Source organism: Candidatus Pelagibacter sp. uisw_098, from assembly GCF_059512505.1.
Genome location: NZ_CM183454.1, coordinates 1,128,271 through 1,154,397, shown reverse-complemented (window position 1 = coordinate 1,154,397; position 26,127 = coordinate 1,128,271). Strand labels below are relative to the sequence as shown.

At 28.9% G+C, this 26,127-nt stretch carries 26 protein-coding genes; 16 read left to right on the top strand and 10 right to left on the bottom strand.

Annotated elements, in window-relative coordinates; translation table 11 throughout:
- Nucleotides 1-125 precede the first annotated feature (125 nt).
- Nucleotides 126-689 (top strand): ActR/PrrA/RegA family redox response regulator transcription factor, encoded by a 564-nt coding sequence (locus AC5YF9_RS06240; RefSeq protein WP_415303818.1) that lies wholly within the window; start codon nucleotides 126-128, stop codon nucleotides 687-689.
- Here the strand turns inward: AC5YF9_RS06240 and AC5YF9_RS06235 are convergent.
- Together AC5YF9_RS06235 and AC5YF9_RS06230 are read right to left on the bottom strand one after the other, a co-directional pair.
- Nucleotides 682-1,233: a biotin transporter BioY gene (locus AC5YF9_RS06235; protein ID WP_415303817.1), complete on the bottom strand. Its 552-nt coding sequence runs from the start codon at nucleotides 1,231-1,233 to the stop codon at nucleotides 682-684. The genes AC5YF9_RS06240 and AC5YF9_RS06235 overlap by 8 nt on opposite strands.
- A 32-nt stretch (nucleotides 1,234-1,265) precedes the next feature.
- Nucleotides 1,266-2,195, bottom strand: coding sequence for an ABC transporter ATP-binding protein (locus AC5YF9_RS06230; RefSeq protein WP_415303816.1), 930 nt, complete (start codon nucleotides 2,193-2,195; stop codon nucleotides 1,266-1,268).
- 50 nt (nucleotides 2,196-2,245) lie between these two features.
- Between AC5YF9_RS06230 and polA the strand changes: the two genes are divergently transcribed.
- From polA to AC5YF9_RS06195, 7 genes are read left to right on the top strand one after another with little or no spacing between them, the layout of a single operon-like run.
- Complete coding sequence (gene polA, locus AC5YF9_RS06225; RefSeq protein ID WP_415303815.1) at nucleotides 2,246-5,020, top strand: DNA polymerase I; 2,775 nt, start codon at nucleotides 2,246-2,248, stop codon at nucleotides 5,018-5,020.
- A gap of 50 nt (nucleotides 5,021-5,070) precedes the next feature.
- The gene (locus AC5YF9_RS06220) at nucleotides 5,071-5,778 is read left to right on the top strand and encodes a response regulator transcription factor (protein WP_415303814.1); all 708 of its coding nucleotides are present in this window, start codon (nucleotides 5,071-5,073) and stop codon (nucleotides 5,776-5,778) included.
- Nucleotides 5,778-7,316, top strand: coding sequence for a sensor histidine kinase (locus AC5YF9_RS06215; RefSeq protein WP_415303813.1), 1,539 nt, complete (start codon nucleotides 5,778-5,780; stop codon nucleotides 7,314-7,316). Before AC5YF9_RS06220 ends, AC5YF9_RS06215 begins: the two co-directional genes overlap by 1 nt.
- Before the next feature lie 43 nt (nucleotides 7,317-7,359).
- On the top strand, nucleotides 7,360-8,646 hold the full coding sequence (ahcY, locus tag AC5YF9_RS06210; RefSeq protein ID WP_415303812.1) for an adenosylhomocysteinase: 1,287 nt from the start codon (nucleotides 7,360-7,362) through the stop codon (nucleotides 8,644-8,646).
- Nucleotides 8,630-9,106 (top strand): tRNA (adenosine(37)-N6)-threonylcarbamoyltransferase complex ATPase subunit type 1 TsaE, encoded by a 477-nt coding sequence (tsaE, locus tag AC5YF9_RS06205; protein WP_415303811.1) that lies wholly within the window; start codon nucleotides 8,630-8,632, stop codon nucleotides 9,104-9,106. The genes ahcY and tsaE overlap by 17 nt, the downstream gene beginning before the upstream one ends.
- On the top strand, nucleotides 9,093-10,058 hold the full coding sequence (locus tag AC5YF9_RS06200; protein WP_415303810.1) for an aminoglycoside phosphotransferase family protein: 966 nt from the start codon (nucleotides 9,093-9,095) through the stop codon (nucleotides 10,056-10,058). Before tsaE ends, AC5YF9_RS06200 begins: the two co-directional genes overlap by 14 nt.
- Nucleotides 10,055-10,747, top strand: coding sequence for a sugar phosphate nucleotidyltransferase (locus tag AC5YF9_RS06195; RefSeq protein ID WP_496169875.1), 693 nt, complete (start codon nucleotides 10,055-10,057; stop codon nucleotides 10,745-10,747). The genes AC5YF9_RS06200 and AC5YF9_RS06195 overlap by 4 nt, the downstream gene beginning before the upstream one ends.
- Here AC5YF9_RS06195 and AC5YF9_RS06190 read toward each other — a convergent pair.
- Nucleotides 10,733-11,449, bottom strand: a complete 717-nt coding sequence (locus AC5YF9_RS06190; protein ID WP_415303807.1) for a 2,3-bisphosphoglycerate-dependent phosphoglycerate mutase — start codon at nucleotides 11,447-11,449, stop codon at nucleotides 10,733-10,735. The genes AC5YF9_RS06195 and AC5YF9_RS06190 overlap by 15 nt on opposite strands.
- 49 nt (nucleotides 11,450-11,498) lie before the next feature.
- Between AC5YF9_RS06190 and AC5YF9_RS06185 the strand changes: the two genes are divergently transcribed.
- On the top strand, nucleotides 11,499-12,098 hold the full coding sequence (locus tag AC5YF9_RS06185) for a transglycosylase SLT domain-containing protein (RefSeq protein WP_415303806.1): 600 nt from the start codon (nucleotides 11,499-11,501) through the stop codon (nucleotides 12,096-12,098).
- On the opposite strand, the gene AC5YF9_RS06180 is transcribed toward AC5YF9_RS06185, so the two are convergent.
- The 4 genes from AC5YF9_RS06180 to msrA are packed head-to-tail and all read right to left on the bottom strand — an operon-like array spanning nucleotide 12,095 to nucleotide 17,347.
- Nucleotides 12,095-15,217, bottom strand: coding sequence for an efflux RND transporter permease subunit (locus AC5YF9_RS06180; protein WP_415303805.1), 3,123 nt, complete (start codon nucleotides 15,215-15,217; stop codon nucleotides 12,095-12,097). The two genes, AC5YF9_RS06185 and AC5YF9_RS06180, sit on opposite strands and share 4 nt — an antisense overlap.
- Complete coding sequence (locus AC5YF9_RS06175) at nucleotides 15,217-16,086, bottom strand: efflux RND transporter periplasmic adaptor subunit (protein ID WP_415303804.1); 870 nt, start codon at nucleotides 16,084-16,086, stop codon at nucleotides 15,217-15,219. Before AC5YF9_RS06175 ends, AC5YF9_RS06180 begins: the two co-directional genes overlap by 1 nt.
- Before the next feature lie 3 nt (nucleotides 16,087-16,089).
- Nucleotides 16,090-16,902 carry a rhodanese-like domain-containing protein gene (locus AC5YF9_RS06170; protein WP_415303803.1) on the bottom strand — a complete coding sequence of 271 codons (813 nt, stop codon included), beginning with the start codon at nucleotides 16,900-16,902 and terminating at the stop codon, nucleotides 16,090-16,092.
- A gap of 1 nt (nucleotide 16,903) precedes the next feature.
- Nucleotides 16,904-17,347, bottom strand: coding sequence for a peptide-methionine (S)-S-oxide reductase MsrA (gene msrA / locus AC5YF9_RS06165; protein WP_415303802.1), 444 nt, complete (start codon nucleotides 17,345-17,347; stop codon nucleotides 16,904-16,906).
- A gap of 35 nt (nucleotides 17,348-17,382) precedes the next feature.
- Between msrA and AC5YF9_RS06160 the strand changes: the two genes are divergently transcribed.
- Both AC5YF9_RS06160 and AC5YF9_RS06155 read left to right on the top strand, forming a co-directional pair.
- On the top strand, nucleotides 17,383-18,267 hold the full coding sequence (locus AC5YF9_RS06160; protein ID WP_415303801.1) for a DMT family transporter: 885 nt from the start codon (nucleotides 17,383-17,385) through the stop codon (nucleotides 18,265-18,267).
- Nucleotides 18,260-18,895: a DNA-3-methyladenine glycosylase family protein gene (locus tag AC5YF9_RS06155; protein ID WP_415303800.1), complete on the top strand. Its 636-nt coding sequence runs from the start codon at nucleotides 18,260-18,262 to the stop codon at nucleotides 18,893-18,895. The genes AC5YF9_RS06160 and AC5YF9_RS06155 overlap by 8 nt, the downstream gene beginning before the upstream one ends.
- Here AC5YF9_RS06155 and AC5YF9_RS06150 read toward each other — a convergent pair.
- On the bottom strand, nucleotides 18,882-19,178 hold the full coding sequence (locus AC5YF9_RS06150) for a DUF1330 domain-containing protein (RefSeq protein WP_415303799.1): 297 nt from the start codon (nucleotides 19,176-19,178) through the stop codon (nucleotides 18,882-18,884). The genes AC5YF9_RS06155 and AC5YF9_RS06150 overlap by 14 nt on opposite strands.
- A gap of 28 nt (nucleotides 19,179-19,206) precedes the next feature.
- On the opposite strand from AC5YF9_RS06150, the gene AC5YF9_RS06145 reads away from it, so the two are divergent.
- Nucleotides 19,207-19,743 carry a phosphoribosyltransferase gene (locus AC5YF9_RS06145; RefSeq protein ID WP_415303798.1) on the top strand — a complete coding sequence of 179 codons (537 nt, stop codon included), beginning with the start codon at nucleotides 19,207-19,209 and terminating at the stop codon, nucleotides 19,741-19,743.
- A gap of 33 nt (nucleotides 19,744-19,776) precedes the next feature.
- Here the strand turns inward: AC5YF9_RS06145 and AC5YF9_RS06140 are convergent, their stop codons facing one another.
- Nucleotides 19,777-21,087, bottom strand: a complete 1,311-nt coding sequence (locus AC5YF9_RS06140) for an NCS2 family permease (protein ID WP_496169874.1) — start codon at nucleotides 21,085-21,087, stop codon at nucleotides 19,777-19,779.
- A 131-nt stretch (nucleotides 21,088-21,218) separates the two neighbouring features.
- On the opposite strand from AC5YF9_RS06140, the gene AC5YF9_RS06135 reads away from it, so the two are divergent.
- Nucleotides 21,219-21,524, top strand: a complete 306-nt coding sequence (locus tag AC5YF9_RS06135) for a hypothetical protein (protein WP_415303797.1) — start codon at nucleotides 21,219-21,221, stop codon at nucleotides 21,522-21,524.
- A gap of 10 nt (nucleotides 21,525-21,534) precedes the next feature.
- Here AC5YF9_RS06135 and AC5YF9_RS06130 read toward each other — a convergent pair whose 3' ends face one another.
- Complete coding sequence (locus tag AC5YF9_RS06130) at nucleotides 21,535-23,610, bottom strand: S9 family peptidase (RefSeq protein ID WP_415303796.1); 2,076 nt, start codon at nucleotides 23,608-23,610, stop codon at nucleotides 21,535-21,537.
- 17 nt (nucleotides 23,611-23,627) lie between these two features.
- On the opposite strand from AC5YF9_RS06130, the gene AC5YF9_RS06125 reads away from it, so the two are divergent.
- The 3 genes from AC5YF9_RS06125 to AC5YF9_RS06115 are packed head-to-tail and all read left to right on the top strand — an operon-like array spanning nucleotide 23,628 to nucleotide 26,049.
- Nucleotides 23,628-24,131 (top strand): J domain-containing protein, encoded by a 504-nt coding sequence (locus tag AC5YF9_RS06125; RefSeq protein WP_415303795.1) that lies wholly within the window; start codon nucleotides 23,628-23,630, stop codon nucleotides 24,129-24,131.
- Nucleotides 24,132-24,140: 9 nt separating this feature from the next.
- On the top strand, nucleotides 24,141-25,118 hold the full coding sequence (locus tag AC5YF9_RS06120; RefSeq protein ID WP_415303794.1) for a glycosyltransferase: 978 nt from the start codon (nucleotides 24,141-24,143) through the stop codon (nucleotides 25,116-25,118).
- 46 nt (nucleotides 25,119-25,164) lie between these two features.
- Entirely contained in the window at nucleotides 25,165-26,049 is an 885-nt protein-coding gene (locus AC5YF9_RS06115; RefSeq protein WP_415303793.1) for a dihydrodipicolinate synthase family protein, read from the top strand.
- The last annotated feature ends 78 nt before the right edge of the window (nucleotides 26,050-26,127 follow it).

Below are 26,127 nucleotides of genomic sequence, written 5' to 3'. Positions count from 1 at the left end.
ATAAAAAAAAGTTTTTAAAAATACTTAAAAACTTTCATATAAATTATGCAATTAAGGCAATAATTAATTAATGTAAAGTAAATAATAAGTGTTGAAATTTTTATATAAGGCCCCATATCAACTGTATGGATAAACTGAATAATTTAAAAAAACTGAGTGATTTTGAGAATAAAACCTTATTAATCGTTGATGATGACAATCCTTTCAGAGACAGGCTTGCTAGAGCAATGGAAAAAAAAGGGTTTGAGGTTTTTCAAGCTGAAAGTGTACAAAAAGGTATCCAAACCGTTATAGAAAAAAAACCAGGCTTTGCTGTTGTTGACCTTAGACTAGCTGATGGAAACGGGCTTCAAGTAGTAAAACAAATTCAAATTTCTAATCAAAGTAGTAGAATTATAATGTTAACAGGATATGGAAATATTCCAACAGCTGTAGCTGCAATCAAAGAGGGTGCCATTGACTACCTTGCAAAGCCGGCAGACGCAGATGATGTTGAGAAAGCATTACTAGCCGATCCAGAGAAAAAAGCTGAACCACCAGAAAACCCTATGTCGGCTGATAGAGTTAAGTGGGAACACATTCATAGAGTTTTTGAATTATGTAATAGGAATGTATCTGAAACTGCTAGAAGACTTAAAATGCACAGAAGAACATTACAAAGAATTTTATCCAAAAGATCCCCTAGATAAAATTTCTAAACTTAATAATCTTTTTAGCCAATATAGTTAACAAGCATATCTTAAATAATTCAGCTAATAAAAATGGTGTAACACCTAATTCAAGAATTGGCTTATCCCATCCAATTAAAGTTCCCAACCAAATAGCTCCAAATACATAGATTACAGAAACAGAAAATATTAATTTTCCAAAAATTATAAAAATATTTTTGTTAAGATCTAAATAGCCTGCAAAAAAAGAAGCAAATAAAAATCCAATTAAATATCCCATTGTTGGACCAGTGAAGTAAACTAAGCCCACACCTTTTTCAGGTGAATTAGAAAATACTGGTATTCCAATAATTCCTTCAAGAAGATAAACACATACTGTTGCAAGTCCTATCTTGTAACCAAAAGCTAAGCCTAAAAAAAGAACAACAAATGTCTGCATTGTCATTGGCACAGGGTAAAATGGTATTTTTAATTTAGCTGAAATAGTTAAAGCCATTGTTCCTATAAAAATTAGAATAAATGTTTTTAATACTTTTTGAATTGAATTAGTTTTTAATAGATCCATATCTACAAATTACTATTTATTAATGTGATAATCTAGTTTTTTATTAGTCTTAAGAAAACATCCTCTAAATCACCATCATCAGTTGAAATATCTATTATTTTTACATTATTTTTCTTAATTAAATTAATTAATTCTTCCATATTAATTTTACTTTTTTCATAAGAAACACAAACATCATTATCTATGTGTGAAACTATTTTTAAAGATTCTAGATCGTCATCATTAATATTAATCTTTATGTCAGTTTTAAAGGTTACTTTTTTGGTTTGAATTCTGTCTAATAAATTCTTAGTGCTGTCTAGAGCAACAATATTTCCTTTATTTAATATAGCTATTCTTCCACACATTTCCTCAGCCTCCTCAAGATAATGAGTTGTTAGAATGATTGTTACACCAAGTTCATTGAGTAATTTTACATTTTTCCATAAATTTTGTCTTAACTCAACATCAACGCCAGCTGTAGGTTCGTCCAAAATAACTATTGGTGGCTGATGAACTAAAGCTTTAGCCATTAGTAATCTTCTTTTCATCCCACCAGATAAACTTCTAGCATAGCTGTTAGCTTGTTTTTCTAGGGATACCAATTTTAGAATCGTATCTGTAATTCTATCTTTTTCTTTAATTCCATAGAGACCAGCCTGTAACTCTAATAATTTCCTTGGACTAAAAAATGGATCAAGATTTACTTCTTGAGGCACTATTCCAACCGAAGCTCTAACTTGTCGTGGGTTCTTATCTAGGTCAAAACCCCAGACATTTACTTGTCCTGCTGTTTTTACCACTGTTCCTGCTAAAATATTTATAAATGTTGTTTTCCCAGCACCATTAGGACCCAGAAGACCAAAAATTTCTCCTTCTTTCACGTCCAAGTTTAAATCATTTAATGCAAGATTATCTCCAGTCTGTTTACTTGAATAAATTTTTTTTAAGTTTTTAACAGAAAGTATATTTTTTTGCTCCATGCGTGTTAATACATTTATAGTATTTAAAATTATTAAGATAATATTATTTAATGGATAAAATTAAAAAAACAGACCATTTTTATTTAATAGATGGTTCGGGTTATATTTTTAGAGCTTATTACGCATTACCACCTCTAACTAGAAAAAGTGATGGTTTACCTGTTGGTGCAGTTAGTGGATTTTGTAGCATGCTATTTAAACTATTAGAAGATTCAAAATCGAATGAAAATCTTCAAAAACCTACACACTTTGCAGTAATATTTGATGCAGCTAGAAAAACTTTTAGAAATGAAATTTATTCAGACTACAAAGCTAATAGATCAGAAGCACCAGATGATTTAGCACCACAGTTTGAATATATAAGAAAGTCTGTAGTTGCTTTTAATTTACCATCTGTAGATCTTCCAAATTATGAAGCAGATGATTTAATAGCTACTTATGCAGAGCAAATTTTAGCAAAGGGTGCGAAGGTAACAATAGTCTCCTCAGATAAAGACTTAATGCAATTGTATAGAAAAGACGTTCGTATATTCGATCCAATGAAAAATAAATTTATAACATCTGAAGATATAGTAACCAAATTTGGAGTGGGTCCAGAAAAAGTTATAGATGTTCAGTCCTTAGCTGGAGACAGTAGCGATAATGTTCCAGGAGTTCCAGGTATAGGCGTTAAGACTGCAGCAGAACTGATTAACAAGTATGGAACTTTAGAAAAATTATTAGATAACGCCCAAGAAATAAAACAAAATAAACGAAGAGAAACACTTATAGAAAACAAAGATAAAGCGATAATTAGTAAAAAATTAGTAACACTAATGAAGGATGCTCCAGTTGAAAGAAAGATAGAAGAATTTCATCTAAAGGAGATTGATAAAGATAAGCTATATAAATTCTTAAGAGAAATGGAGTTTAATAGACTTCTTAGCTCTGTCATTTCTGCATATGGAGAACCTGAATTGGAAGAAACCGCAACAGAAGCAAAGCCTGAGAAAAAACAACAAAGTATAAATAAAAAAAATTATTATCTAATCACTAGTGAAAAAGAAATAGATGAGTGGATTAATGAAGCAGAAGAAGCTGGAGAACTAGCAATTGATACTGAAACTAGCTCACTAGACGCACATCAAGCTGATTTAGTGGGAATTTCATTAAGCACAAAAATTGGTAAGGCTTGTTACATTCCAATTGGTCATAAGTTTAAAGGATGTTTAAAAAAAGAAGGTGTAATTAAAAAACTAAAACCACTTTTGGAAGACAAAAGCGTAAAAAAGATTGGCCAAAATATTAAGTTTGATTTTATTGTTTTGTTTAAACAGGGGATTAATATGAATTCAATGGAAGATACAATGTTGATGTCTTATGTATTGGATGCTGGAAAAAATAGACATAACATGGATACCTTGTCTGAGATTCATCTACAGCATAAAACAATTTCATTTAAAGAAATTGTTGGCACAGGTAAGAAAGAAATAAATTTTAGTGATGTAGAGCTAGATAAGGCAATGGAGTATGCTGCTGAAGATGCTGATATTACTTATAGATTATACAAAATATTTAGTAAAAATTTAAAATTAGAAAAATTAACTAACATTTACGAAATTTTTGAAAAACCTTTAATTAAAATATTAGCATTTATGGAAATTGAAGGAATAAAAATTGATAATAAATTTTTAAAGGTGTTGTCTGAAAAATTTGAGAAAAAAATCAGTAAATTAGAAAAAGAGGTTTTTAAAATTTCAAAAAAAGAATTTAATATTGCCTCACCAAAACAATTAGGTGAAATTATTTACAATGATTTAAAGATTGCTGTACTTAAAAAAACTAGAAAAGGAAGTTTTGCCACAAACGCAAGTGTGTTAGAAGACTTAGCATTTAAAGGACATGAATTTCCTAAATTAATTCTTGATTGGAGACAGGTATCTAAACTTAAAAATACTTATTCAGATGCTTTACCTGAACATATTAATCCAACCACTAAACGAGTTCATACCTCATTTTTATTGGCAGCAACAACAACAGGAAGGCTAGCTTCCAGTGATCCAAATCTACAAAATATTCCTATTAAATCAGAGGATGGCAAGGATATAAGAAAAGCTTTTATAGCAGAAAAGGGCTTCACATTAATATCTGCAGATTATAACCAAATTGAAATGAGAATTTTAGCTGACTTGGCAGAAGTCAAAGAGCTGAAAAAAGCGTTTAGTAACGATGAAGACATTCATTCTCTTACAGCAAGCCAAGTATTTAATGTTGATATTAAAAAAGTAGACCAAGACATGAGAAGGAAGGCCAAGGCTATTAATTTTGGAATAATTTATGGTATTTCACAATATGGGCTCGCAAAACAAATCAACGTTTCAAATCATGAAGCAGATGAATTTTTAAATGCTTATTTTTTAAAATTTCCTGAAATAAAAATTTATATGGATAATACAATTAAGTTTTGTAGAAAAAGTGGCTATGTAAATAATATTTTTGGTAGAAGATCTCATTTTAATGGAATTAATGATAAAAATTTCAATGTAAGAAATTTTCAAGAAAGAGCAGCTATCAATGCTCCCATTCAAGGGTCAGCATCTGAAATCATGCGACTTGCAATGATTAGACTTAACAAAAAATTTGAAAGCATTAAAAATAATAAATCAAAAATATTATTGCAAATTCATGATGAACTAATTTTTGAGGTTCCGGTAAAAGAAGTTAAAAATATAACTGAAATAATCAGGGATGAAATGACAAGTGTTACAGAAAGTGATTTACACACTTTTTCAACACCATTGACGGTAGACGTTAATACAGGGGACAATTGGGGAATACTTCATTAATTTATCTCCATTGCCTAAATTAGAACAATTTAGTATTTTTAAAGTAGATTATGCAAACACAAACAATAGCTCTTATTGATGATGATAGAAATATACTCACAAGTATAAGTATAGCGCTCGAAAAAGAGGGCTTTAAAGTTCAAACGTACATTGATGGAGAAAGTGCTTTAATTGGCTTAACTAGAAATCCCCCAGACCTTGCTGTTATAGATATCAAGATGCCAAAAATGGATGGTGAAGAACTTTTAAAAAAATTAAGAAAAAAAACTTCCTTACCCGTAATTTTTTTAACTTCAAAAGATGATGAGATAGATGAATTGTTAAGTTTAAAGTTAGGTGCAGATGATTTTATAAAAAAGTCAGGAGGTTTTTCTATTAAAGTTTTAATAGAAAGAATAAGGGTTCAGCTTAGAAAAAAAGATGTTAATAATAATCTTGAAGATACAAAAAATATTATTTCACATGGGAAGCTAAAACTTGACCCCTCACAACTTGAATGTGAATGGGATAACAAACAACTACCAGATAAACTTACCACTACGGAATTTTTAATAGTTAAAGAATTAGCAAAGAGACCAGGAATAATAAAAGAAAGAGCTCAACTTATGGATATTGCTTATCGAGAAGATACGGATATTGAAGATAGAACTATTGATAGTCATGTTAAAAGAATTAGAAAAAAATTTAAAAAAGTTGACCCTGATTTTACAGCTATAGAAACAAGATATGGCAGTGGATACAGATGGAACGTTAGTTAATGTTCAGCAATTTTCTAAAAAGTTTATCTATATTAAAAAAATTTTTATTTATTAATTTAGTTATTTTTTTAATTATAGGGTGTTTAACAGCTCTATACATTAGCAATGCAAAACCTAATTTAATAAAAAATAAAACATCCAAGCATATTCAGATAATTAACAATACAATTGAGCATATTTTAAGATTAAATATAAAATTTGAAGAAGAGGATATTAGAAGATTTTTATTTTCAACAAGATTTTTATTTCAAAATCTAGACAGAGTTATCTTATTTGATAATCAATTTAATTTAGTAGGTGATACTGATACACTAGATTTAGATCCAAGATCTTTTTCTAGCAGGCTAGATATAGTCGAGTTAGAAATTTTAAATAAAGAAAAAAGCAAAAAAATTGTAGAAACAAAAAATTTAAATAAAGAAAAAACTGTTTCACTTAAAGATGTTCTTACTAATTATTCGTGGTCAAAAGATTATGGAAAACCCTTTACCTTTACTCAGGAAGGCTATGATCAGTTTTTATTAACAACAGTTAAAAACATAACATTGAATGGAGTTAATATTGGATATCTAGTAATCACTGAAAATGCTAATGATGTTAAATCTGCTATTGATGAAAGAAAAAAATTTATTTTAAGAACAGCAATATTTATAATTATAGTAATATTTATATTCTCTTTTGTTTTAAATAGATATTTTCTTAAGCCTATAAAAAACTTAGTAGCGTATACAAAAATTATAAAAGAAAAGAGTAAAAAAAAAACAAATATCAATGAGCTCAAAAGTAGAAATGATGAATTGGGAACTTTGTCAAATTCGTTAGATGATATGACGAGTGAACTTCAAAAAAGAATTTCACATGCAGAAAATTTTTCAACTGACCTTGTTCATGAGATAAGAAACCCCTTAACATCATTAAAAAGTGCTTCAGAAATATTAAATGAGACTGATGATCGGGCTCAAAGAAGTAAATTAATTAATATTCTCAATCATGACGTTCAAAGAATTGAAAGATTAATCACTGATTATTCTCAAATATTAAAAGATGAGGTTGCATTAAGTAAAGAAAAGATGAAAAAGATTAATCTCAAGTTAATTGCAAGGTCTGTAGTAGATGATTTTAATAATATTTATGAAGCAAAAAGAGGAATTAAAATAATGTTAAACGATCAAGACAATCAAGAAGAATATTTTATAAATGGAATAGAAAATAGAATTGAGCAAATTATTGCAAATTTATTAGATAATTCAATTTCCTTTAGTGAGGATAATAAAGAAATATTAGTTGAAATTTACAAAGGAGATAAAGACAAGATTATTTTAAAAGTTATTGATGAAGGTAAAGGATTTAAAGAAAAAGATACAAAAAAAATATTTGATAGATTCTATAGTAATAGACCAGATACCTTTGGTGAGCACTCTGGTTTGGGTTTAAATATAGTAAAAAACCTTGTTGATCTTCATGGTGCTACTATCAATGCTTCAAACAATGTCTCTCAAAGGGGTGCAAATGTTGAGATTGTCTTTCATAAAGTTTAATCATAAGTTGATTAATTAAATTTTTATTGTATAAAACCGAGCAATGGATGATTTTAAAGTTAAAGACATATCACTAGCGGACTTTGGAAGAAAAGAAATTTCAATAGCTGAAAGTGAAATGCCTGGTCTAATGGCATTAAGAGAAGAATATTCAGGTAAAGCACCTTTAAAAGGAGCAAGAATATTAGGATGTCTTCATATGACAATCCAAACAGCAGTTTTAATCGAAACTTTAGTAGAGCTTGGAGCAGAAGTTAGATGGTCTTCTTGTAATATTTTTTCAACACAGGATCATGCTGCAGCAGCAATAGCTAAAGCAGGAATACCAGTTTTTGCTTGGAAAGGTGAAACTGAAGAGGAAGCTGTATGGTGCATAAGACAAACAATAGAAGGCAAAAAAGACTGGAAAGCAAATATGCTATTAGATGATGGTGGTGATTTAACTGCAATGATGCATAGCGACTACAAAGATTTGTTAAAGGAAGTAAAAGGTGTTTCAGAAGAAACAACAACTGGAATTAAAGCATTAAATAAAATGGAAAAAGATGGGTCATTAATGATTCCAGCAATTAATGTTAACGACTCAGTTACAAAATCAAAATTTGATAACCTGTATGGTTGTAGAGAAAGTTTAGTAGATGGAATTAGAAGAGCCACAGATGTTATGATGTCTGGTAAAGTTGCAATTGTTGCAGGCTTTGGTGATGTTGGAAAGGGTAGCGCTGCATCTTTAAGACAAAGTGGTGCAAGAGTTATGGTTACAGAAGCGGATCCAATTTGTGCACTCCAAGCAGCAATGGAAGGCTATGAGGTAGTTTTAATGGATGAAGCAATAAGTAAAGCAGATATTGTTGTTACAGCTACAGGTAATATAGACATTGTTACTGCAGACCATATGAGAAATATGAAAGATAGAGCAATACTTTGTAATATTGGTCACTTTGATAATGAGATTCAAGTAGAAGCCTTAAAAAATTATAAATGGACAGAAGTAAAACCAGAAGTGGACGAAATAGAATTAGTTGATGGAAAGAGAATTATTCTTTTAGCCAAAGGTAGATTGGTAAATTTAGGTTGCGCAACAGGACATCCAAGTTTTGTAATGAGTGCATCATTTACAAACCAAGTAATGGCACAAATTGAGCTTTGGGATAATCATAAAAATTATGAAAATAAAGTTTATGTGTTACCAAAATCATTAGATGAAAAAGTAGCTATGCTTCATTTAAAAAAAGTGGGAGCAAAACTTACAAAACTATCAAAAGACCAAGCTGATTATATAAGTGTTGAAACAGAAGGTCCATTTAAGCCAGATGCATATCGCTACTAATAGCGAAATAATAGATATCTCTTTAGAAGTTAAGACAGCTGAATTAGCAAAAAAATTTTCAAAAATACTTCATAAAGGAGATGTAGTTTATTTTCATGGTGAAATTGGAGTTGGAAAGACAACTTTTATAAGACATTTAGTAAACTGTCTTCAAGCCAACAATCATCTAAACCAAACAGAGGTTACAAGTCCTACATTTAATTTGGTAAACGAATATGATGTGGGAGTTTTTATAATCCAACATTATGATTTATATAGACTAACAAATAGTCACGAGACAAAAAATATTGGATTATTGGAAAATCAAAAAGAAATCCTAACATTAGTTGAATGGCCTGAAAAAATAGATAATAAAATAGATAATAAAATTGATTTATTCTTTGAATACGGAAAAGATATGAACAAAAGATTTATAACTATTAAAGGCATGAGTAACAAAACATTAAATGAGATCAGTTAAATCAACGTTAAAAAAAATTAAGGGTGATGCATCATTCAGATCTTTTTACAGAAAAAAAGATAATAAAAAAAATTCAATTATAGTTTATGCTTCAAAAGAAAAAGAAAAAAACCTATTAATATATGATGCTATAAATAGTTTATTGATTGAAAATAAAATTTTAGCTCCAAAACTATATAAAGAAAATTATAAAAAAAACTCCATAGAAATTGAAGACTTTGGAGATGATACAATACTTAAACTGTTAAAAAAAAATAGAAGTAATAAAATTAATTTATATAAAAAATCCATTGATTTGTTATCTAAAATTCAAAAAATTAAACAAAACAAAATTAAAAATTTTAAAGGAAAAAATTATAAGATCCCAGTTTATGATGACAATAAACTATTTAAAGAAGCTAAATTATTTTCTGACTGGTATACAAAAAAGTATGTATCTAAAAAAAAATTACAAACTTTAAATATTGAAATAAATAAACAAATAAAATTTTTAATATCTAATCTTAACTTAAAAAATGATACTTTCGTTCACCGAGATTTTCATGTATCAAATTTAATGAAATACAAAAAAAAATTAGCAACGATCGATACGCAGGATGCTTTGATAGGTAATAAGGCGTATGATTTAGCATCTTTAATTGACGATGTTAGGTTTAAATCAAATAAAAAATTAAAAGATACGATTTTTAACTACTATGCAAAGCTGAATAATAAAAAAATTAACAAAGTTACTTTATTAAATGATTTTGAAATATTATCAGTGCTTAGAAATATGAAAATAATAGGAATTTTTACAAGGTTAGCAGTAAGAGATAATAAGACAAAGTATTTAAAGCTAATACCATATTCTTGGAAACTAGTAGAACTGAGAATCAAAAATAATGAGATATTTCATAAACTTAAAAGTTTACTAGACCTTAATTTTCCTAAGAAAATAAGGAATTTAAAATGAAAATTAATACTGCATTAATTTTGTGTGCTGGATATGGAAAGAGATTGAACCCTTTAACATTAACTGAACCAAAGCCACTTTTGAAGATTAATGAAATTACACTACTTGAAAATTGTATCAATCTAATAAAATTTTTAGGAATTAAAAAGATATTAATAAATACATTTTATCTAAAAGAGAAAATTGAAGATTTTATTAATCTGAAAAAATTTAATTTAGATATAAAAATCATTAGTGATGGAGACACAATTCTAAATACAGGGGGAGGAATTTTAAATATGATGAATTCTTCAAATGAATCAGATTTTCTAACATTAAACCCTGATACTGTATGGAATAAAAGTTATGTTGAGAGCATACAAAGTATGGAAAAATTTTATTTTTCTAACCAAATTAAAAATATACTTTTACTTGTTAATAAAAATCTTAGTTTTGATAAAAAATTAAAAAGTGACTTTAATCTTTTAGAAAATATAATTAAAAAAGATGCTCAAAATAATTTAATTTATACAGGCTGCCAAATAATCAATAAAAATTTATTTAGTTCACATTCAGTTAGTGATTTTTCTATATCAGAAATCTGGAATCAGTTAGTTAGCAAAAATAAATTATATGGGTATGAAAGTTTGGAAAGTTTTTATCATTTGACTAATCTTGAGATTTATAAAGAGTTATTAAAAAACAATTAAATCTTTAGCTCTATTTTTATCTAAATATTTACATTCTCTAATTTCTAGCCTTGAATCTAGATTAATTAAAAGTGGATTTCCTGTTGGTATTTCAAGTAAGGATATTTTTTTATTATCTAATTTAAATAAAAACTTACATAAAGCTCTAATTGAATTTCCATGAGCTGAAATTACTATATTTTTATTATCTAATAATTTATTTTGAATATCAGAATTATAATATTCTATTACTCTTTCATAAGTATCCTTAAGTGACTCTGTATCTGGAATTTTTTCTATAGGAACAGTTTTATATGTATCAATATTAATAGGGTGGTATGGATTATTTCTACTTAGAGGATCTGGTTTTATATCCCAAGATCTTCTAAAGTCATGTATTTTATCTTCACCAAGTTTTTCTTTCATTTCATCTTTATTTAGACCAGTTAAAGCACCATAATGTCTTTCATTTAGTTGCCATGCTTTTATTGGTTTTTTATTATCTCTTAACGTGTCTTGAATAAACTTAAGAGTATTAACAGCCCTCAATTGAAAAGATGAATAAAAATAATCTATATCTAATTTTAGTTCTTTAATGTATTCCCCAGATTTACATGCTTCAAGTTTCCCCTGACCAGTAAGATCTATATCAACCCATCCAGTAAACTTTTTTTCAAGGTTCCATTCACTTTGACCATGTCTAATTAAAATTAAATGAGGCATTTGATATATTTTGATAACTGATAAAAAGAATAAAATAAATAAAATTATTATGAAAAAATTAACAAGTATTTTTTTAGTTACATTACTTTTTTTTGTTACTGCTTGCTCTTCAATTCCTCAAAACACTTCAAATAGTTGTTCAATTTTTAATGAAAGGTACCTTTGGTATAAACATGCAAAAAAAACTGAGCAAAAATGGGGAACACCAATTTATATTCAGTTAGCTATAATCAAGATGGAGTCTGACTTTGATTGGTTAGCTAAGCCTCCAAGACAAAAATTATTTAAGATTATACCATTTAAGAGGCCGTCTAGTTCATTTGGATATTCACAAGCAGTAAAGGGAACTTGGGAACAATATAAAAATGAAACTGGAAATAAATTAGCAACAAGAACAAGGTTTAAGGATAGTGTGGACTTTATTGGTTGGTATACTGATAAAACTGAGTCTCTTTTAAAAATTTCTAAGAAAGATGCTTTTAGGCAATATCTTGCATATCATGAAGGGTGGAGTGGTTATAAAAATTATAAAAATAATCAAAAAGTTATAGGGTTAGCTAAAAAAGTAGAAAAGCAATCTAATAAATATAAGTCTCAATTGAAAGAATGTCAGAAAAGATTAAATAAAAATAAATATATTATTTTTTAACGAAGTTGTTTCTTGAGCTCAATATCAACAGCGTCTATTCTTTTCGTATTCTTTGCTAATACCAAATACATGGTTGGAGTTACATACAATGTAAAGAATGTTGATATAATCATTCCACCTAGAATAGTGGCACCCACAGCTAGCCTTGAAGCTTCACCAGCACCTGGTCCAATATTTCCTATAACTAAAGGCATCATTGCTATCATTGTGCTTATTGATGTCATCATTATAGGTCTAAACCTTAGTTGACAAGCTTCCTTAACAGATGATTCTATATTTTTTCCAGCCATCCTCAACTGATTGGCATAATCAACGATTAGAATACTATTTTTAGTCGATATCCCAATTAGAATGACAAGGGCTATTTGTGAGAAGATATTAATAGAACTGTTCAAGAATAGGATAAAGACCAAACCTCCAAACAAAGCCAGTGGAACAGTTAACATAATAATAAATGGATGAATAAATGAATTAAAGGTTGCAGCCATTACTAGGTAGGCAGTTAGAAATGCTAATCCAAAAATAATAAACAATTCATTACTAGTTTCTTTTATTTCTTCTGATTTACCCTTCCATGCAATCTGATTGGAAGAGCTAACTTCCTCCATTGCTTTCTCTAAATATGCAATTGCTTCTGTAAGCGTGTAAGATGGAGATATATTTGCAGATATTGTTACAGCTCTCTGTCTGTTATATCTTGCTAATTTTTTTGCAGATCCTTTTTCACTAAACTCAACTAAATTTGCTAAAGAAATAAGTTTACCAGTGCTTTCTGATCTAACAAATATTTTAGAAAGCCCTTCTTGAGATCTTCTGTCAGCTAGGTATTGCTGAAGTATAATTGGGTATTCTTTACCAAGCCTATTAAAGTTCGTTACAGTTTTTCCACCATAAAGAGTTTCTAGAGTTTTTCCAATTGAGTCAGTAGATACATTTAAATCTTTAGCTTTGTTTTTATTAATTACCAGTTTGATTTCTGGTTTGTCTCTAGAATAGTCAGATTCTATTCTGGATAAGTTTTTATTCTGTCTTAACTTTCTAATAACTTTGGATTGTATTTCCTCTAACTCTTCGTAAGTACTGCCCAATATAACCATTTGAACTGGTTTATTGTAGCTAGAAACTCTAATAGATTGAGGTGATATTGGAAAAGCTACAGTTTCAGGAACGGTCACAATTTTTCCGATTGCTTCTCTCATTATTGTTTGTGAGCTTTTATCTCTTTCAGCCCATTCGTCTAATAATGCAATTATTATAAAGCTATTAAAAGAATTTTTGTTACTACCAAAGCCTGGCACTCTCATTATAAATCTTTTATATGGACTATTCTCAGCTTGCAGAAGAGGAATTAATCTTTTCTCAACATCTTCTGCTCTTTTTTCAGTATATTCAAAAGAACTCCCCTCATCTGTAAATCCAAGAACAAGATATACACCTCGATCTTCCATAGGTAATAATTCTTTTTTTGTAAAATGAAATAAAACACTAGAGACAATAATAGTGAAGATAATAAATGAAATAATAATTTTTTTCTTATTTAACCAATACCCCAATGTTTCTTCATAAAATTTTGATAATGACTTAAAAAATTTATCAAATTTAATAACTATAAAATTTTGTTTTGGTTCTTTCGTTAAAAATTTACTTGCTAACATGGGTGACAATGTAAGAGCAACAAAAGAGGACACCACAACTGAAAAAGATAAGGCAATTGCAGTTTCTCTGAATAGTGTTCCTGCAATTCCATCTATAAAAATTAAAGGAATAAATACCGCAACCAGAATTAAAGTTGTTGCAATAATTGCAAAACTAATTTGTTTCGATCCTTTGTATGCCGCAACCAAAGGACTCTCTCCATTTTCAATTCTTCTATAAATTGCATCTGTCATTATGACTGAGTCGTCAGTAATTATTCCAATCGCCAGAATAAAACTTAACAAGACAAAAATGTTTATTGATAAACCAAATAAATAAAGTCCTAAAAAGGATGCTATTAAGCTTACGGGTAATGCAACTGCTGGTACAATTACAGCTTTTATATTTCCTAAGAATAAGTAAATAATAATAACCACAAGTACAAAAGCGATGATTAAAGTTTTGTATACTTCATCAATAGCAGTACCCACATATGTTGCTCTGTTAAAAGCTATTTCTATATTTAGATCATCTGGTAATGTTTTCTTAACTTCATCTATTTTTTTACTTATTTCTTTAGAAAGCTCTACTGTTGAAGCACCACTTTTTGCATAAATACCAATTCCAACTGTTTTTAAATTTAAAGCATTTTTACTCTGAGCCTTGAAAAGATTTTTTTCTGAAACTGGACCAAACTCAATATTTGCGACATCTGATAGTCTTACAACACTATTTAGATTCTTTTTTATGGGTAGAACTTTTAATTTTTCAATATCATCATATGACTTATCTAAATTTAGTATCAAATCAATATTAGTAGCCTCTAAGGTGCCTGCTGGCAGGCTAACATTTTCTTTTCTTATTGCTCCCTCAACCTCTTGAATGGTTAAGTTATTTGCTACAAGTTTAATTGGATCTATCCAAACTCTAACACTTAGATCTCTTAAACCACCGGTTCTAATAGTTCCTACGTTCTTAACGCTTGAAAATTGATCTACTAAATATCTTTCAACATAATCCCCAAGTTCTAAATCAGTCCAGGTTGCAGAGGATACAGCTAGCCACATGGTAGTTGAAAATCCTGCGGATTGTTTAAGTATTTGAGGGGCATCAGCTTCATCAGGTAATCTACCAACAACTCTTCCCACTCTTTCTCTTATATCGTTGGCGGCATTATCTAGGTTAATATCAGTATTAAATTCAACATTAATCGAACTACTTCCATTTTCTGATGTTGAATTAATATTTTTTACTCCTTCTATTCCACCAATCACTTTTTCAATTACTTGAGTTACCTCTTGATCAATTATAGGAGCTGAGGCAGATTTGTAGTCCACTTTAATTTGAACTACAGGAGGTTGTAGGCCTTCAGGTAATTCTCTTACAGGTAATTGTGAAAAAACAAATATTCCAAAAACGATTAATATAAGAGACATTACCCAAGCAACAACTGGTCTTCTTATACTTACATCGGTTATAAACATTATTTTTTAATTGGTTTAATTTTTCCTCTTGGTCTAACTTTTTTTAGACCTTCGGCAACGATGTTATCTCCATTAGTCAAACCTGAAACTACTTCGATAAAACCAGAATCTCTTATTCCAATAACAACTTCAGCTTTATTAGCAACATTATCTTCTGCAACTTTATAAACATAGGTTTTGTTACCTTCCATCATTAAGCTTGTATCAGGAATGCTTATGGAGTTTCTTTCGTTGTACTTAACTATAATTTCTAAAAGAGACCCAGGTAAAATTTCAAAATTATCATTTTCTAATTTTATTCTTATTGCTAAAGATCTTGTATCAACATCAATTCTACCAGCAGTAGAATGAACAACACCTGAATAAATTTTTTCATTATTACCTGAAAATTTAACATCAACATTTAAATTTTCTTTAATGAAACTTGAATAAAGTTCAGGAATATCTACATCCACATAAATTGATGAGATATCTTCCAAGTTTATTAAAAGAGAACTTTCTGAAACTTTAATATCATTTGAAAAATCTCTTTTAGTCACCACCCCATCAAAGGCAGCTATCAAATTTCTACTTTTTAATTTTGCTATTAAATCACCTTTTTTTAATTTTTTATTAAATTCTATTGGGTTAATTATTTCATATTTTTCAATTTTATATGATTTAGTTCTAAAAGGAGTGGCTGTTCCATAAGTTGAAACTTTTTGAGAGAAATTTTTTGCAACAACTTCTGTTACTATTATTCCTGGAGGGGGTCTTTTACTAAATTTTTTTTTAAAATGATTTCCTATCATTGTTCTTCCAACAATTACTATTGTAATAATTAAAAAAAAGACAACAATTGCAGTTCCAATTTTTGTAGATCTTTTCATATTTTAATTCTTTCCATATTCACTCCATGATCCGTCATAAATAGTAGGCATATATTTATTATCTATTAAGGAATAAGCAAGAGCCAAAACCGAAGCAGTAACTCCAGAACCACATGTAAATACTATGTTTTTGCCAATCTGATATCCAGTTGATTTAAATTTTTCATAAATTTTTTCTTTACTAATAAATGTATGATCTTTATTTATGAGCTCAGAGAAGGGCAGACAAAAAGAGTTTTTTATAGAGCCGCTTCTTAATCCTTTTCTTGGTTCTGAAGCCTTACCTTCAAATCTTTCTAAACTTCTTGCATCAATAACATTAAATTTATTTTCAAAAATATTTTTGTTAACCTGATTTAGATCTTTTACTAACTCTTTTTTTTCACGCACAGTGTAGCTAGAGGGAATAATTTTAATTATGTTACTAGTAGTTGATTTGCCTTCTTCAGTCCATTTTTTTAAACCACCATCTAATACATGAACTAATTCTGGATTGTGACCAAAATAGATAAAATTATACCAGCATCTACAAGAGCTAATTACATCTGAATTATCATAGATGACTATCTGTTCATCATTTTTAATTCCCATGTCAGAAACAATACTTTCCCATGACTTAGCATCTGGCAACATATGAGGTAGGTCAGTATCTTTTTTAGAGTTTTTATCTAAATCAAAAAAAATTGTATTTTTAATATGATTGTTTTTATATTCGTTAAAACCATTACGCTCTGTCTGAGGCATGTGCCATGAACAATCAATAATTTTTACTTTATCTAAATTTTCTTCTAACCAACTTGTATTAACTAAAGACATATTATCTTTTTTCTAAATATCTCTGATGGTATTCTTCTGCGGGGCAGTAATTTTTTAATAAAGAAGATTTTGTTACAACTTGTCCAGATAAATTTGAATTTATTTTTTCTATAATATTCTCAGCAATTTCTTTTTGTCCATTGCTTAAGTAAAATATTTCACTTCTATATTGTGTGCCAAAATCTGGCCCTTGTGAATTTAAGGTTGTAGGGTCATGAATTTCAAAGAAAAATTCTAAAATTTTTTCATAAGATATGATTTTAGGATCAAAATCTAATTTAACAACTTCTGCATGATTTGTATTACCAGTGCATACTTCTTCGTAGGTGACTTCTTTGCTGTCACCCCCACAATAACCAACTTCAGTTTTAATAACCCCTTCAAGTTTACTAAACTTAATTTCTGGTCCCCAAAAACATCCTAATCCTAATACTGCTATTTCCATTGATTATCTTTTAATTTAATTTACAAATTATTCTTATGCTGACTAAAAATCAATTAGGTTTTTTGTACATGTTTCTATCTATATGTACCTTTTCTGTTATGGATTTGCTTGTAAAATGGTCAAGTGACTACCCAACTGGAGAAGTTTTATTTTTTAGAGGCTTTTTTGGACTGTTGCCTACTTATTTTTTGATACCAAAAAATAAATTAAAAACTTTTTACACAACTGAAAGATCAAAAGAACACTTATTTAGATGTCTTATGGGTTTAATGGCTTTAATAGCAATAGTTGTTGCGTTAAGAGAACTTCCTTTAGCAGTCGTTGTTAGCTTATCATATGCAGCACCACTATTTATTACCGTATTATCAATTTTTTTACTAAGTGAGAAGGTAGGTGTTTTTAGGTGGCTAGCAGTCATAATTGGATTTATAGGTGTTATTATAATTGCTGAGCCAGGCTTTAAGGGCATGAATTACCTTTATTTTCTTCCTCTAATATTTTGTATTGGAATGGCTTTTGTAACCATCACGATTAGAAAACTATCTACAACAGAACCTATTTGGCTTATCTCAATTTTTTTTACAATTACTATTTCAATTGCTGGCTTGGCCACAATTCCAATGGGGTGGAAAATGCCAAACTTTCAAGATTTTATCCTTTTAGCTTTAATTGGAGTAACAGGAGGCTCTGCAAATTTATTTTTAACTCAATCATATAAACTTTCTGAAGTATCTTTAGTGGCACCCTTAAAATATTTAGCTTTGGTGTTTGCTATATTTTTTGGTTATTTCATTTGGAATGAGATACCAACTATAAAAACACTAATCGGTGCCTCACTTGTAGTTTTTGCGTCTCTAATAATCTTTAGAAGAGAAATTTATCATAAACAAAAAATACCATCCACTACTAGACATGAATAAAAAACCAAAATATTGGAATACTGCAAAAAAATATTTATCTAATAAAGATAAAGTGATGTCTTTATTAATTAGCAAATATAAATCCCCTTCAGAAGCTGTGCTTACTTCTAGAAAAGATATATTTTTCTCATTATGTAAGAGTATCATAGGACAACAAATCAGTGTTGCTGCTGCCAATTCTATATTTTCAAAATTTCAAAAAAAATGTAAGAATAAAATAAATGCTAAAACTGTTTCTACACTATCCACTGCTCAGATAAAAAGTTGTGGATTAACTAAACAAAAAGTTAAAGGAATAAAAAGTTTAGCTAAACAAATATTAGATAAATCATTTAATCCTAAATTAATTCCTAAGATGTCAGATGAAGAAGCTATTATCTATTTATCTCAGTTAAGACAAATTGGTAGATGGTCAGCTGAAATGATCTTGTTATTTACTTATAATCGTTCAAATATTTGGCCCATACAAGATATTGGTCTTTTAAGAGGAATTTCAAAAAATTATAAAAAAAAATATCTACCACCAGATTCTTATGTAAGGTTACTAAATAAAAGATTTAGTCCGTATTGTTCAGTCGCGACCTGGTATCTGTGGAGAAGTATAGATCCAGAACCTATTCAGTACTAAAACCTTCGATAATTTGTAAATCTCTAATAGTAGTATCTTTTGCTATAGCCCAACCATCTTGATATTCCTTAGAATCATGGCATTTCATAGCTTGTTCGCAATTTGGAAATTCCCAGATTACAGTTCTTGGGTAAGTTTCACCCTCTAAAGTTTCAAATTTTCCACCTCTCACAAGAGGCTTTCCTCCATAACTTTTTATTATTTCAGTAACTTTTGAACCATAATTTTTTAAATTTTCTTGGCTATCTATTCTTTTGTATAAAGCGATCCAGTAGGCTTTCATTATTTCTCCTTTTTAAATAATTTTTTATATGATAATGAATTTTATGGCAGAGAAATTAATTATCACTTTTGATCAGTATACAAAAATTGTAGAAAAACTAGCAATAGAAATTCACAACAATTATAAGCCAACAGTATTAGTAGGTATTATGAGGGGAGCAGCTCCAATATTAGATATTCTTTCTAGAGTTCTAAAATTGCCTATAGCCTACATAGTTATCCAAAGTTACTCGGGAAAAGGAATGGAAGACAAACAAGGTCAATTGATGTTTGCTCGAGAAATTAGCTCTTTAGCTGAGAATAAAGATTTTGATAAAGTTTTATTAGTAGATGATTTGTCTGATACTGGATTGACTTTAAATAAAAGTATTGAGTGGTTAAAAAATTATGAGCCAACTAAAGATTATATAAATGAAGTTAAAACTGCATGTTTATGGAAAAAAAAATCATCCACTTTTGAGCCAGATTTTTGTCCAGTAAAACTAGATTCAGACCCATGGATTGTTCAACCTACTGAACATTATGAAGAAATGTCTATGGAAGAAATAATTAAGAGAAATAAATAGGGCTGGAATAATTCCAGCCCTAAAAATTATATTTTAAGCAACAGCAAAACTAACAACACTTAAGATTGCAATAACCCATATTGCTGGTGAAGTTGAAGAAAACTTTCCAGTGAATAATTTAATTAATGCATAAGAAATAAATGCTAAAGCAATACCATTACTAATACTGTAAGTTAATGGCATAGCGATCATTGCAAGTATTGCTGGAGCAGATTCTGCAATATCATCCCATTCAATATCTACAATATTTCTAACAAATAAAACTGAAACGTATAAAAGTGCAGCTCCATCTATTTCTTTCGGCAAACTTGTCGCTAAAGGTGAAAGGAATAAACATGCTAGAAATAAAACTCCAATAGTTAAAGAAGTCATTCCAGTTCTTCCACCAGCTTTTACACCGGCACCTGATTCAACATAACTTGTTACAGTTGTTGTACCCATTAATGCACCAGCTACAGTCCCAACACTATCAGCCATCATCGCTTTTTCTATGTCTTTAACTTTTCCATTGCTGTCAACTTTACCAGCAACATTTGCTACTGAAGTTAAAGTTCCTGCAGTATCAAAAAAGTCTATAAACAATAAAGTGAATATTACTGTAGACATTCCAGCAGTAAACGCAGCTGTAAGGTCAAAATCAAATAAATAAGTCATTGGAGGAATATTTCCTACAACACCATTAAATTTTGCAAGACCAGTTGCCCAAGCAATAATACTAAACACAATTATTCCAATAATTATATTTCCTTTAATATTCAATTTTTCCATAACTATCATTGAAACAAAAGCTAGACAGCCAAGTAAAATTAAAGGATTTTTCATATCACCTATTGTGACAAGAGTTACAGGGTGATCAGCAACAACACCCATAATTTCTAGTCCAATAATTGCTAAAAATAATCCAATTCCAGCACCTATTCCAAGTTTTAAACTTTTTGGAATGGAATTTATTAACCAAGCTCTAATGGGTGTTAATGAAATGATTAAAAATAAAACACCAGCAACTAGTACTGCACCAAGAGCAGCTTGTGGTGTGTAACCCATTCCACCAACAACTCCAAATGCAACAAATGCATTAATTCCCATGCCAGGAGCTAAACCTATTGGCCATGTTTTTCCATAAAATGCCATAATGAAGCAAGCAAGTGCAGTTGCAACAATTGTTGCAGTGAATACGGCTCCAAAATCAAAGAAACCTTTTTCAGGTCCAGCAAATTCACCTGATAATATAAATGGATTTAAAAACATAATATAAGCCATTGTCAAAAATGTTGTTACACCGGCTATTACCTCTGTCTTAAAATCAGTCTTGTGTTTTTTATAGTCAAAATATTTTTCTAACATTGATCCTCCTAAGATTAAGTTTAAGTATTATTGGATAATTGAGGAAAATACTCTTAAAAATCTAAGCTTATCAACATTATTCAACTTATAAGTTTATATTTATGCCATATTTAGAGTGTTATCATTCAACTATGCAAAAATTAAAATTTATTTTTATAAGTTTATTTTTTTTAATTCTCGTTGCTGGCTGTCAAACAATCAAAGATAAAACAGACGCAATTGTTGAAAAAGAAAATACTAAATTAAGTGAGTACATTGGAAAAACTTCAAGTAATTTACAAATGGATTTAGGTAAACCAGATGAAGATTTTAAAAATGCCAAGGGTAATTTAGAACTTGTTTATAATACTAAAAAATATGGAATAGTTTGTGAAAGAAGATTTGAAGTTGATTCTAATTCTATTGTGATTGGCTTTGTATCAAACGGTTGTTTCTAACAACTAGAAACTAAATTTTTTCAGAAATTTTTAATGCGAATGCATAATCAAGTGCAATTTCTTCTATAGCTCCATCTCGTCCAGATTTACCACCATGACCTGCATTCATTTCAGTTTTTAAAAGTAATAAATTATTATCAGTTTTATACTCTCTTAGTTTGGCAGTAAATTTTGCAGGCTCATCAAATAACACTCTGTTGTCACTTAAACTCGTTGTGATCAACATATGGGGATAATCCATTTTTTTTATATTATTATAAGGTGCGTAAGAATAAATATATTCAAAGTGATCTTTTTTATCTTTTGCATTTCCAAACTCATCAAACTCACCAACTGTTAAGGGTAAAGAATGATCTAAGTTAGTTGTCAAAGAGTCTACAAAAGGTACTGCCATTATTATTCCTAAAAACAATTCAGGTGCTTGATTAACAACTGCCCCCATAAGAAGGCCTCCTGCAGAACCACCCATTCCTATTATTTTATTTTTTGAGGTGTATTTATTTTCAATTAAATATTTCGCAGATGCAATATAGTCTTCAAAGGTATTTTTTTTATTAAGTAGTTTTCCTTCTTTCCACCATTTCATGCCTCTTTCCATTCCACCTCTAATATGAGCTGTGACCCAGATAATATCTCTATTTATTAAACTTAATCTTGTAGTAGAAAAACTAGGACTCATTGAACTTCCGTACGAACCATAACCATAGAGTAATAAATGTGCAGTTCCATCTAGATTGGTATTTTTATGTCTCGTAATTGTAAGAGGTACCAATCTTCCATCATGTGACTTACAATCAACCCTCTCAACAATGTAATCATCAGGATTATGACCTGAAGGAATTTCTTGTTCTTTAACCAATTTTTTTTCTTTTGAACTAAGGTTGTAAGCATAAACTCTCGATTGAGTTTTTGGTGATGAGTAGCTTAAATAAATTTCATCTGTATTCCTATCTCTTTGTAATAAAGAAGCTCCAGGGACGTATACAGTCTCATCTGAAAAAATTAGCTCTTCTTCTTTTTCAGTTGTTATATTTTTTATAAATAATTTATCCAAAGCATTTGAAGTCTCCGATCTTATGATCCAATTTTTCAAAAATGTTAGGCCACCAATTAAAACCTCTTCCTTTGCAGGTATAAACATTTTCCAGTCTGGTTTTTCTAAACTATCAGTTATATCTATTTTAAAGTCTTCAGCATTTTCATTTGTGTGGTTGTAAAATTTACTATCCCAAGAATTAACAGAATAAAGAATTCCTTTTTGTCTTTCTTTTATCAGTTTAGGTTTTGGTTCCTTCTCATTAACACTAAAGTAGTATTGCTCAGAAGTATTATGGTTTGAAGTATTAATAAAAAAATATTTATCATCTGAGCTTAAACCAATTCCAACTGTAAAGGCTTCACTTTTTTCTTCAAAAATTAACTCATCATCTTTAGTGCTTGTGCCCAATTTATGTCTGTAAATCTTTCTCGGTCTGTGATTTTCATCTAGTTTTGAGTAAAAAATATATTGATCATCCAAACTAAATGTTATGCCACCTGATGTTTCATCAATTTTTTCAGTAACTAATTTTTTTGTCTTAATATCCCTAATATATATTGTGTAATATTCAGAACCTTTAGTATCTAAGGAGTAGCCTAAATATTTATCATTAAAACTAACCTCTAGATCACCAACACCGAAATATTCTACATTAAGTTTTTCTTTTTCCTCATCACCGTTCCAAATTTCCTCAACATCATAAGTTCCAATTTTTTTTCTTAACTTGATAGAGTAATTTCCTTTAGCTGTAGTTTTTGTCCAATACTCATAATCAAAATCTTTAAAAGCAAGAGATTCATCATCTAACTTAATTCTTCCCTTAATCTCATTAAATAGTTCTTTTTGAATATCTTTAGTATTTGATAAGTGAAAGTCCGTGTAGGAATTTTCTTCTTCTAAGTACTTTCTAACTTCGGAGTTTAATCTTTTACTATCTTTTAAAACTTCCAAGATATCATCTTGATGTATCCAGCTATAATCATCTTCCCAGCTAGTGTTATGACATGTTTTTATTTCTGATTTTTTTTTAAGTTGTGGTATTTTCATGGGAACAAATTAAATATATGAATATAATCATTTATACACTAGTTATTTTTGGAATTATTTACTTTTTACTAAAACTATTAGCCAACACATCATCTAGGAAAATATCAAAAAATCTAAGGAAAATAATTTTTATTGGATCAATAATCTTAGCTTTAATACTTGCGATGGGAGGCAAGTTTTTACTCAGTATACCCCTAACATTCCTAAGTTTGGCTATAGTTAAGTTAAAAGGTTTTTCAATTATTCAATTAATTGGTTTGTTTAGGTTAATTCAAACGCTTAGAAGATCTGGAAGATTTTCATTCAACCACAATCAAAATATCAAAAAATCATCCACATTATCTTTGGAAGAAGCGTATAAAATCTTGAATTTAGATTCAAAAAAAAAATATACAAAATATGAAGTTTTAAATATTTATAAAAAAATCATGAAAAAAATACATCCCGACATTAATCCTGAGTTAAATAGTTTAGCATCTATTGTTAACCAAGCTAAAGATACAATCATAGATAATCTATAAAATTTAAATATGAAAAAAATTAAGATTATACACATATTAATTTCAAAGGGTTTTGCGGGTTCGGAAAAATACTTATGTGATTTAATTGACTATCAATCTAAATTTTTTGATGTCTCGGCTATCATTTTAAAAAAAAATATTATGCTAAAAAGATATGTAAATAAAAATGTTAAAACGTTTCAGGTAATAGATTTTTTTAAAAAAACTCAAATAACAAAAATAATCAGTAAAAATAAACCAGATATTATTCACACACATCTTAGTAACGCTGCGAAGTGTGTACGTAAATCAAATAAGTTTAAGATTATTGCAACAGCACATATGAGTTCTAAAAACTCTATTTTAAAAAATTGTGATGCCTTAATAGTATCAAACAATACTCAATTTAAAGAAGCAGCTAAAAGTTTTAAAGGAGCATTATTTAAATCATATCTCTGGACAAGATTGAAACCAATTACAAAAAGTAAATTAAAAATAAAAAGTGAATTGAAAATTCCAAAGAATAATATAGTTTTCGGGTCTATTGGAAGATTTCATCCTCAGAAAGGTTTTGATTTAATCTTAAAAAAGTTCAAGCAAGAAGCTCCAAAAAATTCGACATTATTATTGATAGGAAGTGGACATGAAGAGTTTAGTAAGAAAATTAAAAATTATAAGAATATAATTTTACTAGGTCACATTGATAATATTGCTAATTATTATAACCTATTGGACGTAGCAGTATTTGCTTCACGTTGGGAAACATTTGGATTCGCATTAGTTGAGGCAATGCAATTTGAGTTGCCTATTATTTCAAGTGTACATATTGGAAACAAAGATTGGATAAAAAAATTTAAAATTAAAAGGTGTAATTTTAATGAAAAGAAAAAAATATTTTCTAATATAGATAAAACAAAAATAAAATATGATCTTTCTATTTTTAATTACAGAAACAAATGCTCTGAAATCTCAAATATATACAAAAGTTTGCTAGGTGATAAAAAATAAATGCTTGAACACTTTACTAATTTTTATTTATATATAAGTTAAATTTATGAAAAAAGTTAAAGGTATTTATGCTGCTGGTATGTCAATTTTTAATGAGAATTTGAGTCTTAATGTATTAAAGACAGTTACTCATGCGGAAGTATTAATCGATCAGGGTTGTCATGGTGTTGCTGTTTTTGGAAGCACAGGTCAAGCACAACTTATTTCTGTAAGTGAAAAAATTGCTTTATTAAACCAATTATCAAAAAGCAAATATAGAGATAAATATTTAATTGGAACTGGACTCAATTCCTTGAGTGAAACAATAAACTTAATGAAAGTAGCCTCATCTTTAAATTTTAATGATTTTTTGATTATGCCTCCAGCCTATTATAAATATGGTGATAAAGAGGTAATAGAGTTTTATTCCAGAGTAGTTGAGGTAATGCCAGATAGTAAAATTATTTTATATAACTTTGAAAAATTATGTGGCTATAAATTTAGCGTTGAATGTGTTGAGGAGCTTGTAAAAAAATTTCCAGAACAAATAGTTGGTGTTAAGGATAGTTCATACAACCTATATGAACATTTAAAAATTGAAAACTTTTCTATTTTGCCTGGTTCAGAGACAAAGCTATTAAAAGGCTTAGAATTAGGGTGTACTGGAATTATTACGGCAACATGCAATGTAACAGCCGGTTTATCAAGAAAAGTTTACGATGACTTTATCGATAAAAAGGAACAAACAGCAAATAAAATGTTGTGTAACGTCAGAAATACTTTTGAAAAATTTAATTTAATCTCTGGATTACATTCTTTTATGTCTTATGAGGATAAAATTTATCAAAATGTTCTGCCACCCGTTAGTCTTTTAAGTGAAAAAGATAAAAAACAATTAATAGAAGACCTTAATAAATTAAATTTTACTTTAAAATCTTTAAAGACAGCCTAAATTTAGCTAGCAAGACTTTCCAATATTATTTTTAAAAAAGTAATATTAGAGGCTGTATTTATCAATAATAAGTTGATA

Excerpts from the sequence above, each read along its gene's own strand:
- AC5YF9_RS06240 (WP_415303818.1), top strand. The coding sequence starts at position 126 with ATGGATAAACTGAATAATTTAAAAAAACTGAGTGATTTTGAGAATAAA.
- AC5YF9_RS06235 (WP_415303817.1), bottom strand. The coding sequence starts at position 1,233 with ATGGATCTATTAAAAACTAATTCAATTCAAAAAGTATTAAAAACATTT.
- AC5YF9_RS06230 (WP_415303816.1), bottom strand. The coding sequence starts at position 2,195 with ATGGAGCAAAAAAATATACTTTCTGTTAAAAACTTAAAAAAAATTTAT.
- polA (WP_415303815.1), top strand. The coding sequence starts at position 2,246 with ATGGATAAAATTAAAAAAACAGACCATTTTTATTTAATAGATGGTTCG.
- AC5YF9_RS06220 (WP_415303814.1), top strand. The coding sequence starts at position 5,071 with ATGCAAACACAAACAATAGCTCTTATTGATGATGATAGAAATATACTC.
- AC5YF9_RS06215 (WP_415303813.1), top strand. The coding sequence starts at position 5,778 with ATGTTCAGCAATTTTCTAAAAAGTTTATCTATATTAAAAAAATTTTTA.
- ahcY (WP_415303812.1), top strand. The coding sequence starts at position 7,360 with ATGGATGATTTTAAAGTTAAAGACATATCACTAGCGGACTTTGGAAGA.
- tsaE (WP_415303811.1), top strand. The coding sequence starts at position 8,630 with ATGCATATCGCTACTAATAGCGAAATAATAGATATCTCTTTAGAAGTT.
- AC5YF9_RS06200 (WP_415303810.1), top strand. The coding sequence starts at position 9,093 with ATGAGATCAGTTAAATCAACGTTAAAAAAAATTAAGGGTGATGCATCA.
- AC5YF9_RS06195 (WP_496169875.1), top strand. The coding sequence starts at position 10,055 with ATGAAAATTAATACTGCATTAATTTTGTGTGCTGGATATGGAAAGAGA.
- AC5YF9_RS06190 (WP_415303807.1), bottom strand. The coding sequence starts at position 11,449 with ATGCCTCATTTAATTTTAATTAGACATGGTCAAAGTGAATGGAACCTT.
- AC5YF9_RS06185 (WP_415303806.1), top strand. The coding sequence starts at position 11,499 with ATGAAAAAATTAACAAGTATTTTTTTAGTTACATTACTTTTTTTTGTT.
- AC5YF9_RS06180 (WP_415303805.1), bottom strand. The coding sequence starts at position 15,217 with ATGTTTATAACCGATGTAAGTATAAGAAGACCAGTTGTTGCTTGGGTA.
- AC5YF9_RS06175 (WP_415303804.1), bottom strand. The coding sequence starts at position 16,086 with ATGAAAAGATCTACAAAAATTGGAACTGCAATTGTTGTCTTTTTTTTA.
- AC5YF9_RS06170 (WP_415303803.1), bottom strand. The coding sequence starts at position 16,902 with ATGTCTTTAGTTAATACAAGTTGGTTAGAAGAAAATTTAGATAAAGTA.
- msrA (WP_415303802.1), bottom strand. The coding sequence starts at position 17,347 with ATGGAAATAGCAGTATTAGGATTAGGATGTTTTTGGGGACCAGAAATT.
- AC5YF9_RS06160 (WP_415303801.1), top strand. The coding sequence starts at position 17,383 with ATGCTGACTAAAAATCAATTAGGTTTTTTGTACATGTTTCTATCTATA.
- AC5YF9_RS06155 (WP_415303800.1), top strand. The coding sequence starts at position 18,260 with ATGAATAAAAAACCAAAATATTGGAATACTGCAAAAAAATATTTATCT.
- AC5YF9_RS06150 (WP_415303799.1), bottom strand. The coding sequence starts at position 19,178 with ATGAAAGCCTACTGGATCGCTTTATACAAAAGAATAGATAGCCAAGAA.
- AC5YF9_RS06145 (WP_415303798.1), top strand. The coding sequence starts at position 19,207 with ATGATAATGAATTTTATGGCAGAGAAATTAATTATCACTTTTGATCAG.
- AC5YF9_RS06140 (WP_496169874.1), bottom strand. The coding sequence starts at position 21,087 with ATGTTAGAAAAATATTTTGACTATAAAAAACACAAGACTGATTTTAAG.
- AC5YF9_RS06135 (WP_415303797.1), top strand. The coding sequence starts at position 21,219 with ATGCAAAAATTAAAATTTATTTTTATAAGTTTATTTTTTTTAATTCTC.
- AC5YF9_RS06130 (WP_415303796.1), bottom strand. The coding sequence starts at position 23,610 with ATGAAAATACCACAACTTAAAAAAAAATCAGAAATAAAAACATGTCAT.
- AC5YF9_RS06125 (WP_415303795.1), top strand. The coding sequence starts at position 23,628 with ATGAATATAATCATTTATACACTAGTTATTTTTGGAATTATTTACTTT.
- AC5YF9_RS06120 (WP_415303794.1), top strand. The coding sequence starts at position 24,141 with ATGAAAAAAATTAAGATTATACACATATTAATTTCAAAGGGTTTTGCG.
- AC5YF9_RS06115 (WP_415303793.1), top strand. The coding sequence starts at position 25,165 with ATGAAAAAAGTTAAAGGTATTTATGCTGCTGGTATGTCAATTTTTAAT.